Source organism: bacterium (genome assembly GCA_004322275.1).
GTDB lineage: Bacteria > Desulfobacterota > Deferrisomatia > Deferrisomatales > BM512 > SCTA01.
This window is the reverse complement of record SCTA01000005.1, coordinates 165,321-186,645: the sequence shown is the minus strand read 5'-3', so window position 1 is coordinate 186,645 and position 21,325 is coordinate 165,321. Positions and strand designations below refer to the sequence as shown.

The following is a 21,325-nucleotide window of genomic DNA, read 5'->3' as shown; positions in this document are numbered from 1 at the left end:
AAAGCCCTTTTGTTTTTGCTTCCTAGAGGTAGGGGCAAAGACCTCTGACCTGCTTCACGTTGGTGTCGTGGACGTAAGTCCCCTTGCGAAGCTGGCGCTTGCGCTTGGTATCCTTCTTGCCGAGGATATGGCTGCGGAAAGCCTTGCGGTGCTTGATTTTGCCCGTCGCCGTGAACTTGAAGCGCTTGGCGGCGGCCCTGTTCGTCTTGATCTTGGGCATGGACGTTTCCTTTTTTCGAGGAGCGGTTATGACTCGCTCTCTGGGTTTTCCTGTTCTTTTATCTTTTTCACGGCGCCGGGGGCAAGCATCATGTACATGCTGCGGCCCTCCATCTTGGCTGGGGATTCAACCTTCGCCTCTTCGCCGAGAACCTCAATCATTCTTTTAAGCTGCGTAAGACCCCTCTCCGGCAAGGTCACTTCGCGGCCGCGAAACATCACGGTCACCTTGACTTTGTTGCCGCCGGCCAGAAAATCGCGGACTTTTTTCAGCTTGACCTGGAAGTCGTGCTCTTCGGTCTTGGGACGTATCTTGACTTCCTTGAGCTGAATCGTGGTCTGCCGCTTTTTGGCCTCGTGGGTCTTTTTCGACAGGCCGTATTTGAATTTGCCGTAGTCCATGATCTTGCACACCGGCGGACGGGCCAGGGGGGCCACCTCCACCAGGTCCAGATCGCTTTGCTCGGCGATTTCAAGGGCCTTCTCGATGGGAAGTATTCCGAGCTGGTCTCCGTCGGGACCGATGGTCCGCACTTCCCTGACGCGAATCATCCTGTTAATGCGCGGTTCTTCAGCTATGTGGCACCTCCTGGGAAAAAGGCAAACGACCGGCTTGGCCGATCATGCGCCCGCGGGTACTTCCGCGTCTTTCGTAATCCGCTCGACGAACTCGTCAAGCGGGACAAGTTTCAGTTCCTCTCCGCTGCGGAGCCTCGGGCTGACTGCCCGGGCCTCCACCTCCTGATCGCCTATGACCACCATGTAGGGGATGCGCTGGAGGCGGGCCTCGCGAATCTTGTAGCCGAGCTTTTCGTTTCGTCCGTCGAGCTCGACCCTGATGTCGCGGGAGCGAAGAACGGCCTCCACCTCCCTGGCGTACTGGGCGTGGCGGTCCGTTATCGGGAGCAAGACAACCTGCACGGGAGAGAGCCAGGTCGGGAAAGCGCCTGCGTAATGCTCTATCAGTATCCCGATGAATCTCTCGATGGAGCCGAGAATCACCCGGTGCAGCATGACGGGCCTTCGCCGCTCCCCGTCGGGGGCGACGTAAGTCAAATCAAAGCGCTCCGGCAGTATGAAATCGGCCTGAATTGTAGCACATTGCCACTGCCTGTCAAGCGAGTCCTTGAGCTTGATGTCTATCTTGGGGCCGTAAAAAGCCCCTTCGCCCTCACAGGTTTCGCATTCTATGTTGTTCACCGCGAGCGCGTGGCGCAGAGCCGCCGTCGCCCGCTCCCACGTTTCGGCCTCCCCGATGGACTTCTCCGGTCGTGTGGAAAGCTCAACGTCGTACTCGAAACCGAAGACCGCCATCGCGGATTTGACGAAGGCGAGTATGGCGGTTATCTCGTCCTGCAGCTGCTCGGGGGTGCAAAGGATGTGCGCGTCGTCCTGGGTGAAGCCCCGAACCCTTGTGAGGCCGTGGAGGACGCCGCTCTTCTCGTGGCGGTGTACCGTGCCGAGCTCGAAGTAGCGAAGCGGCAGGTCGCGGTAGGAGCGCAGGTGCGACTTGTAGATTATCATGTGGGCGAGGCAGTTCATCGGCTTTACGCCGTACTCCTGATCGTCCACGGTGGTGAAGTACATGTTCTCGCGGTAGTTGTCGTAGTGGCCGGATTTCTCCCAGAGCTCCTTGCGGAGTATCTGGGGGCCCATGACGATATGGTAGCCGCGCCGGAGGTGCTCTTTGCGCTCCCAGTCCTCGATGATGGTGCGAAGGAGCGCGCCCCTCGGGTGCCAGATTACGAAGCCGGGACCCGCCTCTTCCTCGATGGAGAAGAGGTCCAGTTCCCTGCCGATCTTCCTGTGGTCGCGTTTTTTGGCCTCTTCGAGGGCGTTAAGCCGCTTTTCGAGTCCTTCTTTCGTCGCGAAGGCGGTGCCGTAGATGCGCTGGAGCATCGCGTTCTTCTCGTCGCCGCGCCAGTAGGCCCCGGCGATGGAGAGAAGCTTGAAGATGCCGAGCTTTCCGGTGCGGTCGACGTGGGGGCCGCGGCAGAGATCCACGAAATCCCCCTGGCGGTAGGCGCTTATAGTCTCGCCCTCGGGCAGAGCCTCTATCAGTTCGACCTTGTAGCTCTCGCCCATTTCGCCGAAGAGCTTCAGGGCTTCTTCCCTCGACAGGACGAGGCGCTCTACGGGGCCGTTCTCCCTCGCGAGTCTCTCCATCTCCTTTTCGATGAGGGGGAGATCGTCGGGGGTCAGCCGGTGCGCCATGTCGAAATCGTAATAAAAACCTTCGTTCGTCGAGGGGCCGATGGCTACCTTCACCGGGGCGAAGAGGTTTTTCACCGCCTGCGCCATGAGGTGAGAGGTGGAGTGGCGAAGGATATCGACGGCCTCTTCCGAGGTGTTTGTTATGATCGCAAGCGAGCAGTCGGCGGTAAGGGGGGTGGAAAGATCGACGAGAACCCCGTCCCTCTTCGCCGCGAGGGAGGCCTTGGCGAGCCCCTTGCCTATGGAGAGGGCTACGTCCAGAACCGTCGCGCCGGATTCCACTTCTTTTTTGCTGCCGTCGGGAAGCGTTATCTGAATCGTCATTTTCTAAAAACCTCCCTCCCGTAACAGTGAAAGGAAAACAAAAAAGCGCCGGTGGGCTTGCCACGCGACGCCTTTAAGAGTGCCGGAACGCTTGAGCTAACCCTGCATGTTAAAAAGAGGTTGGTAGGCGCGGGCGGGATTGAACCGCCGACCCCCTGCGTGTCGGGCAGGTGCTCTCCCACTGAGCTACGCGCCTATGCGTTCGGAAGCCGTACATGTAAATTTTGCCCCGTGAAAAACCCTCCGGGGAGTAAGGCCCATAGCTATAGCAAGATGGCGGAGGGGTTGTCAAGAACCATTCTTGACACCCGGCAAAGGGAGCACTATTCTCGATAACCCCGCGAAGTAATCACTCTTCGCCCGTTGTGAAAGGTTTTCATGTTCGGCCTTGGTTTTTCTGAATTACTGGTAATCATGGTTGTCGCGCTGATCGTCATCGGCCCCGAGAAGCTTCCGGGGATAGCGAAGGCTATGGGCAAGGGCTACGCCGAGTTCCGCAAGACCCTCGACGACATACAAAAGGGTGTCTACGAATCCGCCCAGCCCAAAGACGAATCGCCCTACATAAACCAGCTCCTCAAGGAGCGGGAAGAGGAAAAGGGTAAAAAGGAAGACTCCGCAGAGGCTGGGGAAACAGCCGATTCCTTCGGCTATCCGCCGGAGGCCGCTTCGGGGGGCGTCGCGGAAGTTAAAACCGAAGATTCGGCGACACCGCCCGAAGACGCCGCCGTTGACGCAACGATGGCCGAGGGGGCCGGAGAAGGCTGGGAAGAGACAAAGACCGCCGGACCCGGAAAGGACGGGGCCGCGTGAGCTTTTTTAATTCCATGAAGAAGAAGGCGGCCCAAGACGCGGGCGAGGGGAGACTTCCCTTTACCGCCCACCTGATCGAGCTTAGAAGCAGGCTTGTCAAGTCGCTCATCGCTGTCATAATAGGCTTTTGCGTCGCCTACACTTACTCGCAGCAGCTCTTCGAGTTCATAATAATGCCGCTCAAGGAGGGGATGCCCCCCGGCGGCGTTATAACGATGCTGGAGGTCACCGAGGGTTTCATGACCCTCCTCAAGGTCTCTCTCTGGGGGGGCATGTTGCTGGCCTGCCCGGTAATCTTCTACCAGCTCTGGTCCTTCATATCTCCCGGCCTCCAGATCAAGGAGAAGAGGTACGTCGTACCCTTCGTGATCGTCTCGACGGCCTTTTTCACCGCCGGGGCCGCCTTCTGCTATTTCATAGCGATGCCCTTCGCCCTCAAGTTCCTTCTCGCCATAGCCGGGCCCATGATCCAGCCCAGCATCTCGGTGGGCAAGTACCTGGGTTTCGCCCTCAATTTCATGCTCGCCTTCGGCTGCATCTTCGAGATGCCCGTGCTGGTCTTCGTCCTCTCCAAGGTAGGGCTGATAAACTACAAAATGCTGATCAAGTGGCACGGGATGGCGATAATCGGCATTACCATCACCGCCGCGCTTCTCACCCCCACCCCCGACGCCTTCTCGATGCTGATAATGGGGGTGCCCCTCTACATCCTCTATCTCTTCTCTATCGTAGTTTCCTGGGTTTTCGGGAAGAGGATAGTCGAGGAGGAGGTTGAAGAAGAATAGCAGTATAGGTAGGGCGGGCTCGGCCCGCCCGTTTACACTTTGTGGGGCTCTGCCCCACTCCCCCTGGCACTTCTTTTAGAAAGAAGTGCCCAAGAAATCGGCCCGGACGCGTCGCTCGCTCTAACGAGCGACCACTTCGTTCCGGCTGGGCCGTACGGGGCACCCACTACGCTTCGCTCCGTTAAGACCCCGCGCCGGCCCGACGCCTCCACTCGTTGCGCCGCGTATGGGCCACGAGGAGGACGAAAAAGAAGGCTCGAACAAAAGCGAAATCGTTTTGAGCTTTTGTTCTCGAAGGTAAGTTTTTTACAGCTATTACCGTAATCCGGAGATTTCATGCGAAGGCTGAGCCGTCTTTTCGAGAACAATCTGAAATGGGCCGAGGCCCTCACCGCGAAAGAACCCGCGTTTTTCTCGCGGCTGGCGGACCTTCACGAGCCAGAGTACCTCTGGATAGGCTGCTCCGACAGCAGGGTTCCCGCCAACGAGATCGTCGGGCTTTTGCCCGGAGATCTTTTTGTCCACCGCAACGTCGGCAACGTGGTCTCCTCCTCCGACCTGAACTGCCTTTCGGTCCTCCAGTACGCCATACAGATACTCAAAGTGCGCCACGTCATCGTTACGGGCCACTACGGCTGCGGCGGCGTGAAGGCCGCCCTCGACCACCAGCACCACGGCCTCATAGACAACTGGCTTAGGCCCATCCGCGACGCCTACGTCCGCAATCAGGAGGAGCTTGACGCGCTCTCCTTCGAGGAGCGGGTGAACAGGCTTTGCGAGATAAACGTGCTGGACCAGGTGCAGAGCGTCTGCCGGACCTCGTTCGTGCAGGAGGCGTGGGCAGAGGGGAGGGAGCTGGCGGTCCACGGCTGGATCTACGACATCCACGACGGGATACTGAAAGATCTCGGAACTACGCTGGAAAAACCCGAGGAGGTCCCGGCGGCGTACAGGTTGCCGAAAAAGATGGGGGGTTGACCTCATCGGTCGTCAGTAAGCTTGGGCCGAACCAATTCCAACTAAGGGACATTGTCTACGAGAGGGACACCCTGAGATTTCAGATCTGTTTGAGCTTTCTTAAGTACTGAATCGATCTCACTCAACATAGATGTTACTTTCTTGTCTTCAGCTTCTAGGACATTTATGATGCTGGGTAAATTATTTGGCCTTATATTTCGCTGCACCCATGGAGCAGCACCTGACCATGATCTGCAAAAAGAACTATACGAACCCACTCCACTGTCTACTATAGATGCTAACCTATGAGCAGCAGCAATCGACGGTTGCTTTGCAAGCAGAGACGTAAACTTTTCAATATATTGTGCGACTATTTCGTGTTTCATGAATTCAGCTGACATTTGGTGCCAACGCTTAAATAATTCCTTTTGCAGGTTCAAATCCGATAACAATACCGGAACAGCTACCTTGCCCTGTTCGACAATTTCGTACTTATTTATGCATTCTTCACATTCAATAGAATATCTGTATTGATAAGAGCCGCCTCCAAATGGATAATCTGGGCTGTAATGCCTTGCGACGAAACTGCCTTTTCCGCAGAGACAAGTAATTCGTTTATACTCAAAATGTTCCATGCCCATTGAACCCTCCGCTTTAACAAGCACGTAAGTAGCAGGGTGGGCTCGGCCCACCTCTTAAAACCCTTTTGTGAAAGTCTGTTTATGGTTGCGGGCTACCCGCCCGCACCCGGCACCGCTTCTTTTGACCGCCCAAAAGAAGCGGTGGGAAGAAAAGGCGCGCCCCCTTTGCGCCAAAGCACTCGTTCGTCGCTCGGCGAGCTCAAATTCGCTGCGGCTCAGATTGAGCTCGGAACACCCTCGCTCTCTCACTCGCTGGCGCCGGAGGGCGTGGGGAACGAGGTGAAGGCTCGCCGATAAGTGAAATTCATTATGAACTTATCGGCTCGAAGGTAAATTATTTACAACTATTCAAGCCATACGTGTAGACAATCTACCTTCGAGGACAAAAACATTCCGGTAACTTGTTTTTGGACGAGCTATCCTTTCGTCCTCCCCGTGGCCCGTAGGTGACGCAGGGAGCTTAAGGCGGAAAGGGCGGCGGGGGGGTCTTAGCGAGCGCAGCGAACGGGTGCCCCCTCACGCCCCCGCCGCAGCGACCGGTCGCTCGAAGAGCGAGCGGCTCCTTCCGGGCCGAGTTTTGTCCCACTTTTTCGACAAAAAGTGGGGCGCGGGGGCGGGGCGCGCCAAGCCCCGCTAGCTGTGAAAGATTTTTACGATAAGGTTTTGTCGGCTTTCGTTCCTCTGGCGCGACCTGCGCAACTTCTTTTAAGATTGGTGTCAGGCCCGCCCTTCTCAATAAGGATTATCGTCACCGCGGTTTTCGAGCTGTGCCAGGCGCGTCCTTATCCCCCCCATGTACTGGAGAAGCTCTTTCTCCATCTCCTCGATCCCCCGCTTTCTGGCTTCAAGGTCCTTTAGCACCCTTTCGAAGTGGCGAAGGGCGGTGCGCACCTGCTCGGCCTCGTTGCGGTCGGCGGTGGCGCTGCCGAGGATGTTGGAGATCTCCTCTAAGGTCAGGCCGAACTTCTTTCCCCGCAGGATGAGCTTGAGCCTCGTGCGGTCGCGCTTGTCGAAAAGGCGGTGGTCGCCGCCGCTGCGCCTCGGGGAGAGGAGTTTTTTTTCCTCGTAAAAGCGTATGGTCCGGGCGGTTATGCCGAATTCGTCGGCAAGCTCGCTTATCGTCCAGGTCGACTGTTCCACCGCTTGTTCCCTCGATTCCTGACGCGAACGTAAGGGGGCCAGGGGAGTCCGCGCGCTCCCCGGTCCGGTAATACCGTAAAAAATCTGTGATTATTATCCGGCTATGTGCCGCGCGCGTCAACCCTCGGGGTCAGCCCTGCGAGGCTGCGAAAATCCTGTCGAATTCTCCGGAGAGGTTCAGGAAGGCATTGAGCACGTTGGGGTCGAAGCGGGAGGGGACCACGTCGCGTATTATGCGGACTGCCTCGTCGTGCGGGAAGGAGGGGGCGTAGCTGCGGTTCGAGCGGATGGCGTCGTAAACTTTCGCCAGAGAGAGGATGCGGGCGCAAAGGGGGATAGACTCACCCATGAGGCTGTCGGGAAAGCCGGAGCCGTCCCACCTCTCGTGGTGCGAGCGGGCCATGTCGCGGGCCATGCGCAAAAAGCGGCTCTCTGGGTGCTTCCACATGACGTGGTCGATTACGTTCGAGCCGACGGTGGTGTGGGTCATGAGGATTTCCCTCTCGTCTTCGGAGGGAACCGACGATTTCATGAGTATGGAGTCGGGAAGGGCGGCCTTGCCTATGTCGTGAAGGGCGCTGGCTCCGTGGATGAGGGTAATGAAATCCTCGTCGATGACGCTGGAATAGACGCCGCGCCCGAGCTCCGCCGAGAGGAGCTTGCAGTACTTCTGTATCCTTCCGGTGTGACGGCCGGAAAAGTAGTCGCGAGCTTCGATGAGCGAGCCGAGGGCGAAAACCAGATCGAGGAGGGTTTCCTGCGTCTCGGCGGCTTTCTGATTTTCCGGTTCCATTCCGCAACCTCCGAATCCATCTTAATCCCGTAAGTAAATTCTGGTTCATATCCGCCGGGAATTCAATGAATTTGTTGAGCGCCGCGATACGACTTCAAGGGACGCGCTATTTTACCTTTTTCCGGAGCGCCTCGGAGAGGAGGGAGCCGAAGGGGGAGGAGCTTTTGGGAGCCTGTTCTTTTTTGTCCGCAGAGAACTTTCGTATCTCCCCGCGTCCGGCCTCCTGATTTTTCCCTCCCTGCCCCGCTGTATTTTGTTCGCGCACCTCGTCGTCGAGGCGCATCGTGAGCGCGATGCGCTTTCGTTGCAGGTCTACCTCCAGAACCTTTACCTTTACTATGTCTCCGACCTTGACCGCCTCTCTCGGATCCTTGATGAACTTCTTCGAGATGGCGGAGATGTGGACAAGACCGTCCTGATGAACCCCGATATCGACGAAAGCTCCGAAGTTGGCGACGTTGGTGACGGTGCCTTCGAGGAGCATCCCCGGCCGAAGGTCGGAGAGCTCCTCGACGCCTTCGGCGAAGGTCGCCGTGCGAAATTCCGGGCGGGGGTCCCTGCCGGGCTTTTCAAGCTCGCGGAGGATGTCGGTGACGGTGGGCACCCCGAAGCGCTCGTCGCAGTAATCGTCGGCGCGAAGCTTCCGGAGGAAGGCTGCGTCTCCGATCAAAGAGTCCACTCCCTTCCCGGTCTTTTTCGCCATGCGCTCCACCACCACGTAGGCTTCGGGATGGACCGCCGAATTGTCGAGGGGGTTGTCGCCGTTGGCCACCCGCAGAAAACCTGCGGCCTGCTCGAAGGTCTTCTCGCCGAAGCGGGGGATCGAGCGAAGCTGCTCGCGGCTTTTGAAGATTCCGTATTCGTCGCGGAATTCAACAATGTTTTTTGCCAGCGTCCAGGAAAGGCCGGAGATTTTCGCCAGAAGGTGCGCCGAAGCGGTGTTTACGTCCACTCCCACGGCGTTGACGCAGTCCTCGACGACCCCGTCGAGGGAGCGCGCCAGCTTCACCTGGCTCACGTCGTGCTGGTACTGGCCGACGCCGATGGATTTGGGGTCGATCTTCACCAGTTCCGCGAGGGGGTCCTGCAGCCTTCTCGCAATCGACACAGCGCCCCTCACCGTAACGTCGAGATCGGGAAATTCCTTGGCGGCAAGCTCCGAGGCGGAGTAGACCGAGGCCCCCGCCTCGCTGACCATCACCTTCTGGATTTTCAGCTCCGGCCTCGCCTTGAGCATCCTGCCGACGAAGGACTCCGTCTCGCGCCCGGCGGTGCCGTTGCCGATGGCGATTATCTCCACGCCGTGCTTTTCGGCCAGCGCCAGCAGAATCTTCGCCGCCTCCGCCTCCTTGTTGTAGGGCTGGTGAGGGTAGACGGCGGTGTGGTCGAGAACCTTCCCGGTGGAGTCAACCACAGCGACCTTGACGCCGGTTCTAAGGCCGGGGTCGAGCCCCATCGCGGCCTTCGGCCCGGCGGGAGCGGCGAGAAGAAGCGCCCGCAGGTTTTCGGCGAAGACCCGTATCGCCTCCTCCTCCGCCGCCTCCCTGACGCGGCCGAAGAGGTCGGTCTGGATGCGGGAGTGGAGCTTTACCGACCAGGTCCAGCGGACGGTTTCGGCAAGCCAGTTGTCCGCCGGTCGCCCTTCGTTTCGTATCCCGAATTTCTTCGCGATAATCCCCTCGCAGGGGTGGGTGGAGGCGCCGCTTTTTTCGGGAAGCTCCAGCGATATGGAGAGAAATCCCTCGTGAAAGCCGCGAAAGAGGGCGAGCGCGCGGTGCGAAGGGATTTTGGCTATCGGCTCGGAGTACTCGAAATAATCCCGGAATTTAGCCCCGGCAACCTCCTTCTCGGGGATTACCTTCGAGACGACAAGCCCGTTTTGCCAGCAATATTCCCTGAGAGCTCCCGCGAGGTCGGCGTCCTCGGCGAAGTCCTCCATCAGTATGTATTTCGCCCCGTCGAGGACCGCCTTTACGTCGGCGACTCCCTTTTCGGGGTCCACATATTTCCCGGTTTCAGCTTCCGGCGACAGCAGGGGGTTCCCGAGCAGCGCTTCGGCCAGAGGCGAAAGACCCGCTTCCCTTGCGATGAGCCCCTTTGTGCGCCTCTTGGGCTTGAAGGGGAGGTAGAGGTCTTCGAGCCTTCCCTTGGTTTCGGCTTCGTAGATATCACCGGCCAACTCGGGCGTGAGCTTACCCTGTTCGGAGACGGATTTAATGACGGCCTCGCGGCGCTCTTCAAGCTCGCGAAGGTAGGTCAACCGCTCCGCAAGGGTGCGAAGGGCGGTGTCGTCGAGTCCGCCGGTGACCTCTTTTCTGTAGCGGGCGATAAAGGGCACGGTGGCCCCCTCGTCGAGTAGCCCGGCGGCGGCCCTGACCTGCGCTTCGGAGGCCGAAAGTTCTTCCGCGATCTTTTGATAGAGGGTTTTTCGCATTTTTTCCTTCAGGGACGCCGACAAGGCGAAGGTTTCCGGTGAAGCGGCAAAGCGCTCAGACCGGCAAGGCAGTGGAGAGGAGCGGATTACAGCCCGGCGTCCTCGCCGGTGAAAGCGTCCAGCATGGTTTTGGCGAGAAAATCATGAATGAGGGTGGCGCCCTCGAAGGAGAGGTTTTCAAAGGTGAAGCCGCAGCTTGACCTGCCGTTTTCAAGGCGGACGTTTATAATCCTGGCGTCTGCGTTTACCTTGCCGTCTTCGATCTCCAGGAGGATGGGCACGAGCTCGCCCTCGCTGCCGATGGGAGCGTCGCCTTCGATGCAGCCGCCGGCGGAGCTCAGCATGGTGGCGGTAAAGAGGGATTCGGAGAAACCCCCCGCCCTTACAGGCAAATTTACTTGTATCCTCGGCCTGTTTCTCAGGTACATTCGCATCCTCACAATGTTACTTGCGCCTAACGCATTATACGATTTTGAAAAATCAATTCAACCTCCCCCCGGGGACAAAATTCAGCAAAGGCGAAAGAATCGGAGGTTGTCCGCATTGCACTTCGGGATTTTTAGCTTTCCCGAAGAAGGTTTAAGATGCGGCCCCTTGACGTAAAACCTCCCTTTCCGGTACCATCCAGAGTTGGAGTCTTTCCATGATCCACCATTCGGATTATTTGTGCGGTCGCTTGCCATTCGGCGGTGGCGCCAAGGCGGGAGTGTTGTTTGATGGTCCACCGTTTCGCGGCATCGAAAACGCTTGGAACGCTTTTCAGCGTTGTTTTTCTGGCGGCCGTTTTTTTCTTCCCTTCCACGGCGCTTTCGGAGAACAGGGTCGGTGACTTCAAGGGGACTTTGGACATAAACGCAACCCTGGGCATGGAGCTTCTGGACCCGCACGACTGGGAACCCATCCACACCCCCCTTTATTACGGCATCGATCTGGGGTACGAAGGCCGCTTCTGGCCGGCTGGCCTCTGCGGCTCCCTCTACTACTCCGCCGCCTCGGACAAAACCGATTCGGGGGACAGCGTCGACGGATCGATTACCAAGCTTTATCTCGGGATAAGAAAACGGGTCGGCCTGCCTTCGAGAATCTTCGACCCTTATCTTCAGGGCGGAATCGCAGGCGCCACAGCCACGATAGACCATGAGGAACTGGGCGAAGACACATCGTCCGGCTACGGATACTGGTTCGGAGGGGGTAGCTACGTGCGGCTCGGCGGTGTTTTTCACGCCGGGCTGGATCTGCGCTACACCTTCGGCAGCGCAAAACTTTTGGGCTCGTACCGAAACATAGGAGGTTTGGGGGCGGGCGCTGTAATCGGAATGGAATTCGGCGGCCGCTGAACGGCTCTTAAATCTTTCGTTCGGCTGTTCTGTGAAGGGGCCCAAGGCCCCGGCATTTAAAAAGGAAGGGCGATATGCGTTTTCATATTTCACGCAGAGTGACAACAATAATTGCAAGCCTCTTTCTGGCGGCTTTCCTTGCCGGTTGCGGACTCACCGGAGAGGGTGACGCCTTCTCCGGCGGCGGGGGCGGTGGAGGCGGCGGCGGTGGTGGCGGCGGTGGAGGAGGCAACGTGGTCGTTCCCCCGGTGGCCGCTCCGGCGCTCGTGGCCCCTCTCGCAAACGCGGAATTTTACGCTCCCGGTGTGACTCTCTCCTGGGACCCCTCGCGGAATCCCGACGACAACACCCTTTACAGCATAGTCACGGGGTACGAACTGCAGCTCAGCCGCGACCCCAACTTCGCCACCTTTGAAGAGCCGATACTCGTCGCTCTTCCGGTTCCCCCGGATGCGACGATGACCTACGGCTTTGGCGCGACTTCCTCCGCCCAACTCGGGGACTGGTACTGGAGGGTCCGGGCCGTAACCAGCGACGCCACCCGGACCGTCACTTGGTCCAGCGCGCGCATATTCACTCTTACCGGCGTTGATTTGTCCCTCGCGAAGGCTTACAAGAAGGACGCCCCCAACAACGTCTTCGCCCTCATCTCCTCGCTGGACAACCGCGGACTGCCTGAAACGGGAATCTACACCTTCGACGATCCTGCCACCGCCGGAAACGATATAGTCGTCAAGGACGGCTCCACCGTCGTCCCCAACGCCAGCGTGGCGAGCCGCTACACCGACAATTATTACGAACTTATTCACACCACTTTGAATGCGACCCGCACGGATATCGTCCTTCTTCTCGACTGTTCGGCCAGCATAGCCGATCCCGCAAAGACGACCCTTACGGACATGCTCGCTTCGGCCAGAGATTTTTACAACACGGTCTCCGCCCCGGACGTTATCGTAAACGTCTATCTGGTTCTCGGCTCCGACGGCTCGGCTCTGGTGAAGCAGAAATTAAACCCCGCCCTGCTGAACTCGCCTGCTCTCGAAACCACAGTGAGGGGCTACCTCACCACCAACATCTCAAAACCCCTCTGGCTGTCGATCAAGAAGGGAGCCGAGGAGCTGACCTCCTACCAGACCAATTTCTTCATGAACTACGTGCTCTCCCCGCACCCCGACGATCCGACCGCCACTACCCGCATCATGGAAGAGGAGTGGGCGGGCGCACTGGTTTACTTTACCGACGGCATGGACGACAGCGCTGGCGGGGCGACGAATACCGAGGCCAAGGCGGCTCTCGGCGTTACGGGCAGCAGCGCGTATTTCATTCTCGCCGATTCCGGCAACCCCTCTTCGGGCACGATCGCCAAGCTCCGTGACATCTCGGGAGATTCGGGGCTGAAATTCAGCGGAGAAGGCATAAAGTTCGCCTCACCGCCGGAAGTCGCCGCAACCTCCCTCGCCGCGGTCCCCGGCCATGAGATTACTGCTTCCGTCGCTACCCTGGCTCTCGGCGCCGGAGGTTCCTTCATGCAGGTGGATGGCGGGGCTCCCCTGGCCTCCGACTCCTCGGACAGGGTCGGCGCGGCGGCTTACCAGACAATGCTCGGCAACAGGCTGGTGCTTCTCGGCTCCGGCCAGATACTCGAGCTTGCCGCAAATATGACCTTCGCCAGGCAGGCTGTCGCCTGGGCGGCGGGCGAAGGGAAGACCCTCGCAGGGCTAAGCGTCCTGGTAAAGGCGGACAGCGGAGACCTTTCCGCTCTTACCGCCGAGCTCAGAAGCTCCTCCGCGACGGTTAACGATTTTACAATCGGGGACCTTTCCAGCGCCAACGTGGTCATCCTTCACTCCGTAAATTCTCTTTTCACCGAAGCGGAGTACGAAGAGCTGTTCAACTGGGCCAGAAGCGGCGGAGGGTTGATAATCTCGGGCGCCGGAAGCGCGCCCTCCTCCATAGGCGACGGCGTTTTTGAATTCGGCGGCGAAATCGTCAGCGCGGAAAGCCTTATCGTCAAGGACGACCTGATACCCTACACAATCGGCGAAATAGCCCTGGCTTCCGGCGGTTCCTTCAGAGTCGTCGAGGGCGGCTCCCGCCTTGCGGTGGCTTCCAACGGCGCTTCCGGGGCAAGCGCTTATCAGGATCCCGCCGACAATTCGCGCAGAACGGTTCTTATCGGCTCCACCTCGGTTCTCGAAGCAGTCACGGCCGCACCCGTCAACGCGAACGGCACCTTCCTCCTCGAAACTGCGGACTGGCTTACCGGCGGCAACCTCGGAACCGCCGACATTCTGGTCGATGACGGCGATGTTTCCGCGAGCGTGCTCGGCGGTTCTTTAGCCCAGGCCGGAGCGGCCCTCGATTCCGCTACGGCGGGGGCGATAACCGAGACTACTGGCGCGCTCACCTCCGCTGTTCTTACCGGAAAAGAGCTGCTGATAATTCACGGCAGAACCGCGCCCCTGACAGATGCCGAAATAGAGGCGCTTTCCGGCTGGCTCTACAACTCCGGCGGGAGCCTCCTCGTTTCCGGCGATTCCCTTCTGACAACCGACGGCGGCGTTTCTCTCGGCAAACTGCTGGAGGGCGTAAACCAGAGCGGCCTTATCGCGAACGTAGTGGGCGAAGTGCCGACGGTTTCCGAAGCTTTCCTCGAAGTAGGGGATTCTTTGCTGGTGAACGCCTGGAAGTACTACGAATTCCTCTACTGCTCGCCGCTTCGTACGGGCAAGTCAAACATCAACATAGAGACGAAAAATTTCTCCGGCGTCCCCGGCTCCGTGACCTTTGAGTACGACGCCAGCGGTTTCAAGGACGTTGTCACGGGTAAGGACAACAAGTACAAGTACACCTGTTACGACAGGCTGGAAGCCTTCAAATCCATGCGCTGGGACGAGGACGGCGACGGCTTCTACGGGGTGCCCGGCGACGCCAGCGACCCGGACGATTTCGATCCCTCCGTCAGTCCCGGCGTCGGCGATCCCGGCGGAACCCTCGGCGACGGCATCGACAACGATCGCGACGGCTCGATAGACGAAGACAACTACGTGCTGACGATCATCGAGACCGCCAACGCCTGCTACCCGAAAGACGCCGGCGGGAACTCCCCCCTGGATCCCGCAAAGACGATATATCTCGAACTCGCCTTCACTACCCCTTCGGATTTCAACGCGGTCTTCTGGATGGACACCGTCTACGTCTGGACCACCACCACGGGGAAAATAGAGCGCCCCGCGTTCTGGCGCCTCGAAGGCTCGACTCCGGCTACTCTCAACATCTACCCCGACGGTTACGTGCCTTCCCTCGTTTCGTGGCCTACTTTCACGGTTACCGCCATTGCCGGCACCACCATGTCGGGCACCTACGCCAATTACCAGCCCGCAACCGATCCGCCGTGCGCTTTCGGCGGAACATGGTCCCTGGCCCCGGTGCCGTAAGAAATACGAGATAGAATTAAAAGGGCGGGCCGCAGGGTCCGCCCTTTTTTGGACAACATTCATAACTTACGCCGGGTAGAGAAGAGAGCGAGTTTTACTTTTTGGACCCGCTAACGCGGTATCGAGGTGAAGAGGGCCATCGTCTCTTCGCAGGGCTCGACGCCGTAGAGGGATGAGAGAATCTTTTTCAGGCGGTTGAAGGTGAGCACCGCCTCCGAATTTCTGCCCAGCTCGGCCTGACAGCGCATGAGCCTCTGGTAAAAACCCTCGGCCCGCCGGTCAAGCTCGATTCCGGAAGAATACCAGAGCGCGCCCTCCTCCCAGTCGCCCCGGTTTTCAAAGTATCTTCCGCCGTCGTTAATCGCGGAATAAATCGCCTCGCGGAGGGTTTCCCTCGCTCCGACGTAAAGCGCCTCGCTCGAGTCCCCTCCCATAAAGGGCCCCCTGTGGAGCTCCCTGGCCTTCTCAAGCTGCAAAAGCGCCTCCGCCGCGTCTCCCAGCCGCGCCTCCTCCTCGGCCTTTTTCAGATGTCTCACGAAGACGACGGTATCTATCCAGACGATGCGCGGGTTCAGGTGAAGCTGGCCGTTTTCGTGAAGAATCGCGTCCTTGGAGTCCAGCAGCAGGCGCAGGCGGTGCAGGGTGACGCTCAGGGACTGTTTCGCGGCAAAGCCGTCGGCGTCGGGCCAGACCATCGAGGCAAGCGAGTCGTCCGAGACCGGACGAGAGCCCGAAGCGACGAGGAGCTTCAGAACCTGCAAAGGTTTTTTCTGCACCTTGCCGGTGAAGGGAACCGGCTTTCCGTCAAGCTCGATGGTGAAAGCCCCGAAGCTCATGATGCGGATGGGCCACGGCCAGTCGTAGACGTCCACCGGGGGGGCGCTCGGCGTGAGGCTGCGCGCCGTCACCAGCTTTTTAACGTATTCGGTTTCAATCCCGGCTTTCAGCCCCTTCTTGCAGAGAACCGCCATCACGGCGCCATGCCACACCGGGGTGCTGGTAAAGCCGTACTTCCTGCCGACCGCGAAGGCGTGGCGAAGCTCCACCAGCGCCGGATCGGGCTTGCCGGATTTGAACAGGAGCCAGGCGTGAGAGAGCCTCAGGGAAAAATAAATCAGGGGGATTCCCGCGTCCCTGCTCAGCTCGTCGCCTTCGGCGATGAGGTTCTGGGCAGCGGCGAAATTGCCGAGCTCCGTTTCGATGCCCGCCAGAAGTATCCTGCTGTTGCAGAGCTGTTTGAAGGACCCCGAAGCCTTCGCGAGTTCGAGCGAACGCGCCGCGAATTCCCTCGCGCTGGCGTTTTCGCCGTTAACGTAGGCCCTGTAGGCCTTCAGAAAGGCCATCGTGGACCCGTTCCAGTCGAGGGTGACGACGGAAGACCTTTCCATTTCTTCGATATATCTGTCCGCGGCCTCGAAATCCCCGCAGTTTATCCCCGACCAGGCCATCTGGGCCTTGAGGCGGAAGTTGAAGAGGAAGACCCCCGTGGAGCGGGCGAACTGGAGCGCCTCCTCCCCGCACTTCAGGCACTCCTCGTGGCGGGCCTGCGAATTGAGCTGTATCGTCTCGATAAGTTTGAGGGTCAGTTTCAGGACCGGAAGAAGCGGCGCGTTCAAAGAAAGGCTTCTAAGCTCGGCTATTGCGACCTCGGCGCGGGGGAACTTGCCGCGAAGCTGCGCGTCCAGCGCGTTGTAGTAGAGGACAAAGGCGAGAAGATTGGGCTCGCCGAGGCTCCGGGCGAGGTTGAGAGCCCTTTGCCTCCATTCCTCGAAGTCCCTGTGGCCGGGGTTTCTCATGAGGAGGGCGAGGAACATCCCGGCGCAGACCCTCGCCTCGACCATGCCCGGCGGTATCCCGAACCGCTTTTCAAGCGTTTCCTGATTTTCGATAAGTTTGTCGAGGCGCGCAAAATTGCCAAAACTGTAGAGAATCGCCTCGACCATCGCCGCCCAGCACAAAAACACTCCCCTGGCGTCGCCGCTACGCTCGAACCCCTCGAAAGCACCCTCGAAATCCCCAAGAGCCCTCGGGGGGTCGTAGGGAAGCCTGCAAAGCCCTCTCCAGTAGGCGAGGCGCGGCGAGGCGTAAACCACCTCCTGGGGCACCGCCTCAATCCACTCCTCCAGAAACTTCACCCGCCCTCTCTTAACAAGTGCGCGGGCGTTGGCGAGGATAATCGGCACCACCTCGTCCCAGGCCTTCGCTCCGATAAGAATCCTCGCGGCGCTCTCCGGGTGGCCCGACTCGTTGAGGAGTTTTGCCGCCCTGACCTGCAAGGCCGCGAACTCCTCCGGGGGGAAGCGCTTTTTCGCCTCGCGGAAGAGAAAATCGCGGGCGAGAGGGTGAAAGCTGTAGGCCCTCTCCTCGCCGTCTTTTCTGGTGATAAAAAAGTTCTCCCGCGAGAGTTTTTCAAGAAGCGCCTCGGCGTTGTCGTTCCCCGTGAGCGCCCGGGCGGGCTCGGGATAGAGGAAGGGCATCATCGAAAGGGTGACCAGAGTGTCGCGGGAGCGGCCGTCGAGTTTCTCGAAAATTTCGTTGGCGAAGTAATCGAAAAAGGCCTCCGGGGCGGTGAAGGATTCGGTCCCCGGCGAGTGGGCGCTGGAAAAACCGCCTTCGAGGAGAAGCACAAGACCCGCCGCCCAGCCCCTTGTCTTCTCGTAGAGCGCGGCGTCGAAACGGCTTCCCCTGTCGCGGAGAGCCGCCATCATCCCCGCTTCTGCGAGCGAGAAGCGCAGATCCTCCCAGGATATTTTCAGAAGGGCGGATTTCGCCTCGGCGGTCGCGAAGGAGGGCGGGGGCGGGGAGCGGGAAGCGAAGGCCAGGGTGATGCCCGAGGGCAGCCGGGGGATGAGGGAGCCGAGAAGCCTGAATACCGGGGAATTGTCAGGGACCTCCTGACAGTCGTCGAAGACAAGGAGCGCCTCGCCCCCCAGCCTCTTGAAGAGTATGTCGAAAAACCGCTGGGCGAAGGGCTCGGGGCCGAAGGCATATTCGGGAGCGAAGACGGGCATCTCCTCCATGCCCCCCGGGTCCGCTTCCTCAACCGCCATCGCCAGAAAGTGGAAGAAGGAGCCGAGGTCGGCGTCCCAGGGGTCCATCTGGTACCAGATTACCTTTCGGCCGGTTTTCGGGGCGAAAGAGCCGAGCATGGTGGACTTGCCCGACCCGGCCGGGCCGTGAACCCAGATAGCCGGTCGGCTAAGGCCCGCCCTAAAGAGGGTGAACAGCCTCTCCCTCTCCAGAACCTGGGTCAAAACGGGTTTTGAGATCTTGAGCGGTGGCATTGGCGCTTTCCTTGCCGGGTCTCCTCCGATTAGCAAACAACCGTCCGACGGAAGAAGATGAAAGGAAAAAAGTTTTGTCGCCAAGGGAGGAAACTACAATACAAACATAGCAAAAAACCGTTTGATTGCAAGCCATTTCGTAAATAAGCCCCCGAAATCACCCCTTCGGCAGGAAGAATTTTTGACGCGATATGTAAATGAAATGAAAGCGGCAGGGCCTAAGCTTTTAATAAATGAAGAAAAGCGCAAGGGGGACCGGGGTATTTTTTCTGGTCTCAGGGAGAAAGGAGACACCCATGTTAAGGAGAGTTGCAGATTCACTGTTCGGGGCCTTCGTGCTGGCGTTCGCAGCCGTTACGGCAACGATTCTCTTCAGGATTCCGGGGTTCTTCACCGTCTTCGCGCTCATAATCGCGACTATTCTCGGCGCGGGAGTGGCTGTGGAGATGACCAGAAGGTCTCTGACGAAGGCTCTTATCGCCTCGGCCGGAGAAAAAGAAGAAGCCGTGAAGTCCGGCGAAGAAAAAATAGCCCCCGACTTTGTAAGCGCCTGAGCAAAGTTCCTTTTGAGACTGTCCGGCGTCTGAGGGAATAAAGCGATAAACCGGCAAACTAAAGCCCCTCTTCCAGTGATGGAGGAGGGGCTTTCCTGTTATCCCGGAACGGAAATTAACGCATGGCGTCGAGAAGGTCCAGAAGATCGACCACGCGGTTGGAGTACCCCCATTCGTTGTCGTACCAGGTGATGGTCTTCAGCATCCTTCCGCCGACAACCTGCGTAAGCTCCGCGTCGAAGATGGCGGAGTGCGGGTCGCCGATGATGTCGCTCGAAACTATCGGCCCGGCCTTGTAGCGCAGGACCTTTTCGAGGCGAGGCGTCTTCGAGGCCTCCAGAACCGCTTCGTTGACCTCTTTTACCGTCACCGGCCTCTTCATCCAGGTCACAAGGTCCACCACCGAGCCGTCGGGAATCGGCACGCGCACCGCCATGCCGTCCAGCTTGCCCTTGAGGTCCGGCATGACCTTGCCCACCGCCCTGGCAGCGCCGGTGGAGGTGGGTATGGTGTTCTCGGCCGCCGCGCGGGAGCGCCTCCAGTCGGAGTGGGGAACGTCGGCGAGGCGCTGGTCGTTGGTGTAGGCGTGGACGGTGGTCATAAGCCCGCTTTCGATGCCGAAGGACTCGTGGAGTATCCTTGCGACCGGGGCCATGCAGTTGGTGGTGCAGGAGGCGTTGGAGACAATCTGGTGCTCGGGCCTAAGCGACCCTTCGTTGACGCCTATGACGATGGTCGCGTCTACCTCGTCCTTGGCGGGCACCGTCAGGATGACTTTTTTCGCGCCCGCCTCTATGTGCATCGCGGCCTGCTCCCGCTTGGTGAAAACGCCCGTGGCCTCGATTACGAAATCGATTTCGAGCGGCTTCCACGGAAGGGCGAGGGGGTTTTTCTCGGCCAGAATCTTCGTCTTCTGGTGGTCGGTTATCAAAATCCCCTCTTCAATCTTCGCGACTTCGCTGAAGGGCCCCATAACCGTGTCGTGGCGAAGGAGGTAGGCGAGCGCCTCGGGGGAGGCGAGGTCGTTTACCGCCACTATCTCCACGCCCTTTCTGGCGTTGAGGAGGCGGTAGACGCTACGGCCGATTCTTCCGAATCCGTTAATCGCGATTCTCATGACTTCCCTCCTTTATTGCAGAGAAGCTCGGCTGTTTCGAGCATCCTTTGCGCTATTGACCAGCCGTTGTCGAACCAGAGGAGGGTTTTTACCATCCCCCCCGCGAGGGCGATGGTGGCTGCGGAATCGAGGACGGCGGTGCGGGTGTCGCCGATGATGTCGCTGGAGACGATCTTCTCGTCGGTATAGCCCAGAAGGCCGTTAAGGTCGCCCTCGGCGGCTCTCATGAAGTAGCGGTTAACCTCTTCGGCGGTGAGCTCTCTTTTGAGCTTCGCGGTGAGGTCTATGTTGGAGCCCGCCGCCACGGGGACGTTGAGCGCAATCCCCTCGATCTTCCCCTTCACGGAGGGCATTATCTCTTCGACCACACAGGGTGCCCAGGTGTAGTTGGGGATGATGTTCTGTGCGGCGCTGCGGCTCCAGCGGCCCTTTGCCTTGCCCGCGTCGGAGAGCTGCTGGTCTCCTGTGTAGGCGTGGATGGTTGTCATTGAGGCAGCTTCGATTCCCACAGCCTCTTCGAGCACCTTCAAAGCAAGGGCGAGCGCCTGCACCGAACTGGAACCGCAGGAGATGACCCTCTCCCCGGAGGGAATGTTCTGGCAGTTGATGCCCCGCACAACCACCGGGGCGCAGGTGACGGGAGTGGAGGCGACCACGTAGCCCGCCCCTTCCGAGACGTGCTTGCCAAGCTCTTCCTTGCTGCCAAAGCGGCCGGTGCACTCGAAAACCACGTCCGCCTTGAGGCAGTCCCAGGCGATTGTGCCCGGTTCCGCCCGCCGGAGGAAGCGCGCCCTTTGTTTCTCGCAGGTTATGTAGTTTCCGTCGAGGGCGGCCCGAGTCTTGAAATTCCCCTCTACCGTGGAGTGGTTAAGGAGGTAGACCAGCGACTCCGGGTCGCCGTCGTCGCATACCGCGACGAACTCGATATCGGGCCGGTTGTAGCCGAGCCTGAAAAGCGCCCGTCCTACCCGGCCGAAGCCGACGATTCCAATGCGCAGTGTCATGTCAACGCTCCCCTTTAAAGTTAAAGGTTATCCCGTGGAGGTATTATACCCCGGATGGGAATTTTGTCCCGTAAAGAGGAGCATTTATAAAAAAATAAAAGGCTGCCCGAAGAGACCGCCTTTTACGGCGGTTTTCCTACTTTTTAATGAAGGTCACCGGCTTGTCGCACTTGGGGCAGGTTTTGGGTTTGCAGCGAGAGTCCTTTTCGGTACCGCAATCGGGGCATTTCCACACGGCCATTTTTTTCTCCTTGAAAAACTGCTGTTTCCAC

Annotated in this window: 17 protein-coding genes, 1 tRNA gene and 1 pseudogene; 6 read left to right on the top strand and 13 right to left on the bottom strand. The window is 59.0% G+C overall.

Annotated features, from left to right (window positions below; translation table 11 throughout):
• Nucleotides 1-22: 22 nt before the first annotated feature.
• The 4 genes from EPN96_01825 to EPN96_01810 form a co-directional block, all read right to left on the bottom strand.
• Nucleotides 23-220, bottom strand: coding sequence for a 50S ribosomal protein L35 (locus EPN96_01825; protein TAL18527.1), 198 nt, complete (start codon nucleotides 218-220; stop codon nucleotides 23-25).
• Nucleotides 221-246: 26 nt separating this feature from the next.
• Nucleotides 247-798, bottom strand: coding sequence for a translation initiation factor IF-3 (locus EPN96_01820; protein ID TAL18526.1), 552 nt, complete (start codon nucleotides 796-798; stop codon nucleotides 247-249).
• Nucleotides 799-840: 42 nt separating this feature from the next.
• Nucleotides 841-2,757 (bottom strand): threonine--tRNA ligase, encoded by a 1,917-nt coding sequence (thrS, locus tag EPN96_01815; GenBank protein ID TAL18525.1) that lies wholly within the window; start codon nucleotides 2,755-2,757, stop codon nucleotides 841-843.
• Between the two features lie 121 nt (nucleotides 2,758-2,878).
• A tRNA-Val gene (locus EPN96_01810) sits at nucleotides 2,879-2,953 on the bottom strand.
• A gap of 182 nt (nucleotides 2,954-3,135) precedes the next feature.
• Here EPN96_01810 and tatB point away from each other — a divergent pair.
• The 3 genes from tatB (at nucleotide 3,136) to EPN96_01795 (ending at nucleotide 5,333) form a co-directional block, all read left to right on the top strand.
• Entirely contained in the window at nucleotides 3,136-3,570 is a 435-nt protein-coding gene (tatB, locus tag EPN96_01805) for a twin-arginine translocase subunit TatB (GenBank protein ID TAL18524.1), read from the top strand.
• A gap of 14 nt (nucleotides 3,571-3,584) precedes the next feature.
• Nucleotides 3,585-4,355, top strand: coding sequence for a twin-arginine translocase subunit TatC (tatC, locus tag EPN96_01800; protein ID TAL18523.1), 771 nt, complete (start codon nucleotides 3,585-3,587; stop codon nucleotides 4,353-4,355).
• Between the two features lie 336 nt (nucleotides 4,356-4,691).
• Complete coding sequence (locus EPN96_01795) at nucleotides 4,692-5,333, top strand: carbonic anhydrase (protein ID TAL18522.1); 642 nt, start codon at nucleotides 4,692-4,694, stop codon at nucleotides 5,331-5,333.
• Nucleotides 5,334-5,374: 41 nt separating this feature from the next.
• Here the strand turns inward: EPN96_01795 and EPN96_01790 are convergent, their stop codons facing one another.
• The 5 genes from EPN96_01790 to EPN96_01770 form a co-directional block, all read right to left on the bottom strand.
• A complete protein-coding gene (locus tag EPN96_01790; GenBank protein ID TAL18521.1) occupies nucleotides 5,375-5,953 on the bottom strand; it encodes a hypothetical protein in 579 nt (192 codons plus the stop codon).
• A gap of 732 nt (nucleotides 5,954-6,685) precedes the next feature.
• Nucleotides 6,686-7,135, bottom strand: coding sequence for a MerR family transcriptional regulator (locus tag EPN96_01785; protein TAL18520.1), 450 nt, complete (start codon nucleotides 7,133-7,135; stop codon nucleotides 6,686-6,688).
• 88 nt (nucleotides 7,136-7,223) lie between these two features.
• Nucleotides 7,224-7,886, bottom strand: a complete 663-nt coding sequence (locus tag EPN96_01780) for an HD domain-containing protein (GenBank protein TAL18519.1) — start codon at nucleotides 7,884-7,886, stop codon at nucleotides 7,224-7,226.
• Between the two features lie 106 nt (nucleotides 7,887-7,992).
• Complete coding sequence (locus EPN96_01775; protein TAL18518.1) at nucleotides 7,993-10,320, bottom strand: RNA-binding transcriptional accessory protein; 2,328 nt, start codon at nucleotides 10,318-10,320, stop codon at nucleotides 7,993-7,995.
• Nucleotides 10,321-10,406: 86 nt separating this feature from the next.
• Complete coding sequence (locus EPN96_01770) at nucleotides 10,407-10,760, bottom strand: PilZ domain-containing protein (GenBank protein ID TAL18517.1); 354 nt, start codon at nucleotides 10,758-10,760, stop codon at nucleotides 10,407-10,409.
• Nucleotides 10,761-11,036: 276 nt separating this feature from the next.
• Here EPN96_01770 and EPN96_01765 point away from each other — a divergent pair, with 276 nt between their 5' ends.
• Together EPN96_01765 and EPN96_01760 are read left to right on the top strand one after the other, a co-directional pair.
• Nucleotides 11,037-11,657, top strand: a complete 621-nt coding sequence (locus EPN96_01765) for a hypothetical protein (protein TAL18516.1) — start codon at nucleotides 11,037-11,039, stop codon at nucleotides 11,655-11,657.
• Nucleotides 11,658-11,836: 179 nt separating this feature from the next.
• A pseudogene (locus EPN96_01760) lies at nucleotides 11,837-11,920 on the top strand (carbon monoxide dehydrogenase).
• A gap of 3,284 nt (nucleotides 11,921-15,204) precedes the next feature.
• On the opposite strand, the gene EPN96_01755 reads toward EPN96_01760, so the two are convergent.
• The gene (locus EPN96_01755; GenBank protein ID TAL18515.1) at nucleotides 15,205-18,378 is read right to left on the bottom strand and encodes a hypothetical protein; all 3,174 of its coding nucleotides are present in this window, start codon (nucleotides 18,376-18,378) and stop codon (nucleotides 15,205-15,207) included.
• 296 nt (nucleotides 18,379-18,674) lie between these two features.
• On the opposite strand from EPN96_01755, the gene EPN96_01750 reads away from it, so the two are divergent.
• On the top strand, nucleotides 18,675-18,932 hold the full coding sequence (locus EPN96_01750) for a hypothetical protein (protein ID TAL18514.1): 258 nt from the start codon (nucleotides 18,675-18,677) through the stop codon (nucleotides 18,930-18,932).
• Between the two features lie 115 nt (nucleotides 18,933-19,047).
• On the opposite strand, the gene gap is transcribed toward EPN96_01750, so the two are convergent.
• The 3 genes from gap to EPN96_01735 all read right to left on the bottom strand — a co-directional run bounded on the left by gap (nucleotide 19,048) and on the right by EPN96_01735 (nucleotide 21,294).
• Nucleotides 19,048-20,049, bottom strand: a complete 1,002-nt coding sequence (gene gap / locus EPN96_01745; GenBank protein ID TAL18513.1) for a type I glyceraldehyde-3-phosphate dehydrogenase — start codon at nucleotides 20,047-20,049, stop codon at nucleotides 19,048-19,050.
• Complete coding sequence (locus EPN96_01740) at nucleotides 20,046-21,053, bottom strand: hypothetical protein (GenBank protein TAL18512.1); 1,008 nt, start codon at nucleotides 21,051-21,053, stop codon at nucleotides 20,046-20,048. Before EPN96_01740 ends, gap begins: the two co-directional genes overlap by 4 nt.
• Nucleotides 21,054-21,189: 136 nt before the next feature.
• The gene (locus EPN96_01735; protein ID TAL18511.1) at nucleotides 21,190-21,294 is read right to left on the bottom strand and encodes a rubredoxin; all 105 of its coding nucleotides are present in this window, start codon (nucleotides 21,292-21,294) and stop codon (nucleotides 21,190-21,192) included.
• Between the last annotated feature and the right edge of the window lie 31 nt (nucleotides 21,295-21,325).

Coding starts and splice junctions, on each gene's coding strand:
- EPN96_01825 (TAL18527.1), bottom strand. CDS start 220: ATGCCCAAGATCAAGACGAACAGGGCCGCCGCCAAGCGCTTCAAGTTC.
- thrS (TAL18525.1), bottom strand. CDS start 2,757: ATGACGATTCAGATAACGCTTCCCGACGGCAGCAAAAAAGAAGTGGAA.
- tatB (TAL18524.1), top strand. CDS start 3,136: ATGTTCGGCCTTGGTTTTTCTGAATTACTGGTAATCATGGTTGTCGCG.
- tatC (TAL18523.1), top strand. CDS start 3,585: ATGAAGAAGAAGGCGGCCCAAGACGCGGGCGAGGGGAGACTTCCCTTT.
- EPN96_01795 (TAL18522.1), top strand. CDS start 4,692: ATGCGAAGGCTGAGCCGTCTTTTCGAGAACAATCTGAAATGGGCCGAG.
- EPN96_01790 (TAL18521.1), bottom strand. CDS start 5,953: ATGGGCATGGAACATTTTGAGTATAAACGAATTACTTGTCTCTGCGGA.
- EPN96_01780 (TAL18519.1), bottom strand. CDS start 7,886: ATGGAACCGGAAAATCAGAAAGCCGCCGAGACGCAGGAAACCCTCCTC.
- EPN96_01775 (TAL18518.1), bottom strand. CDS start 10,320: ATGCGAAAAACCCTCTATCAAAAGATCGCGGAAGAACTTTCGGCCTCC.
- EPN96_01765 (TAL18516.1), top strand. CDS start 11,037: ATGGTCCACCGTTTCGCGGCATCGAAAACGCTTGGAACGCTTTTCAGC.
- EPN96_01755 (TAL18515.1), bottom strand. CDS start 18,378: ATGCCACCGCTCAAGATCTCAAAACCCGTTTTGACCCAGGTTCTGGAG.
- EPN96_01750 (TAL18514.1), top strand. CDS start 18,675: ATGTTAAGGAGAGTTGCAGATTCACTGTTCGGGGCCTTCGTGCTGGCG.
- gap (TAL18513.1), bottom strand. CDS start 20,049: ATGAGAATCGCGATTAACGGATTCGGAAGAATCGGCCGTAGCGTCTAC.
- EPN96_01740 (TAL18512.1), bottom strand. CDS start 21,053: ATGACACTGCGCATTGGAATCGTCGGCTTCGGCCGGGTAGGACGGGCG.
- EPN96_01735 (TAL18511.1), bottom strand. CDS start 21,294: ATGGCCGTGTGGAAATGCCCCGATTGCGGTACCGAAAAGGACTCTCGC.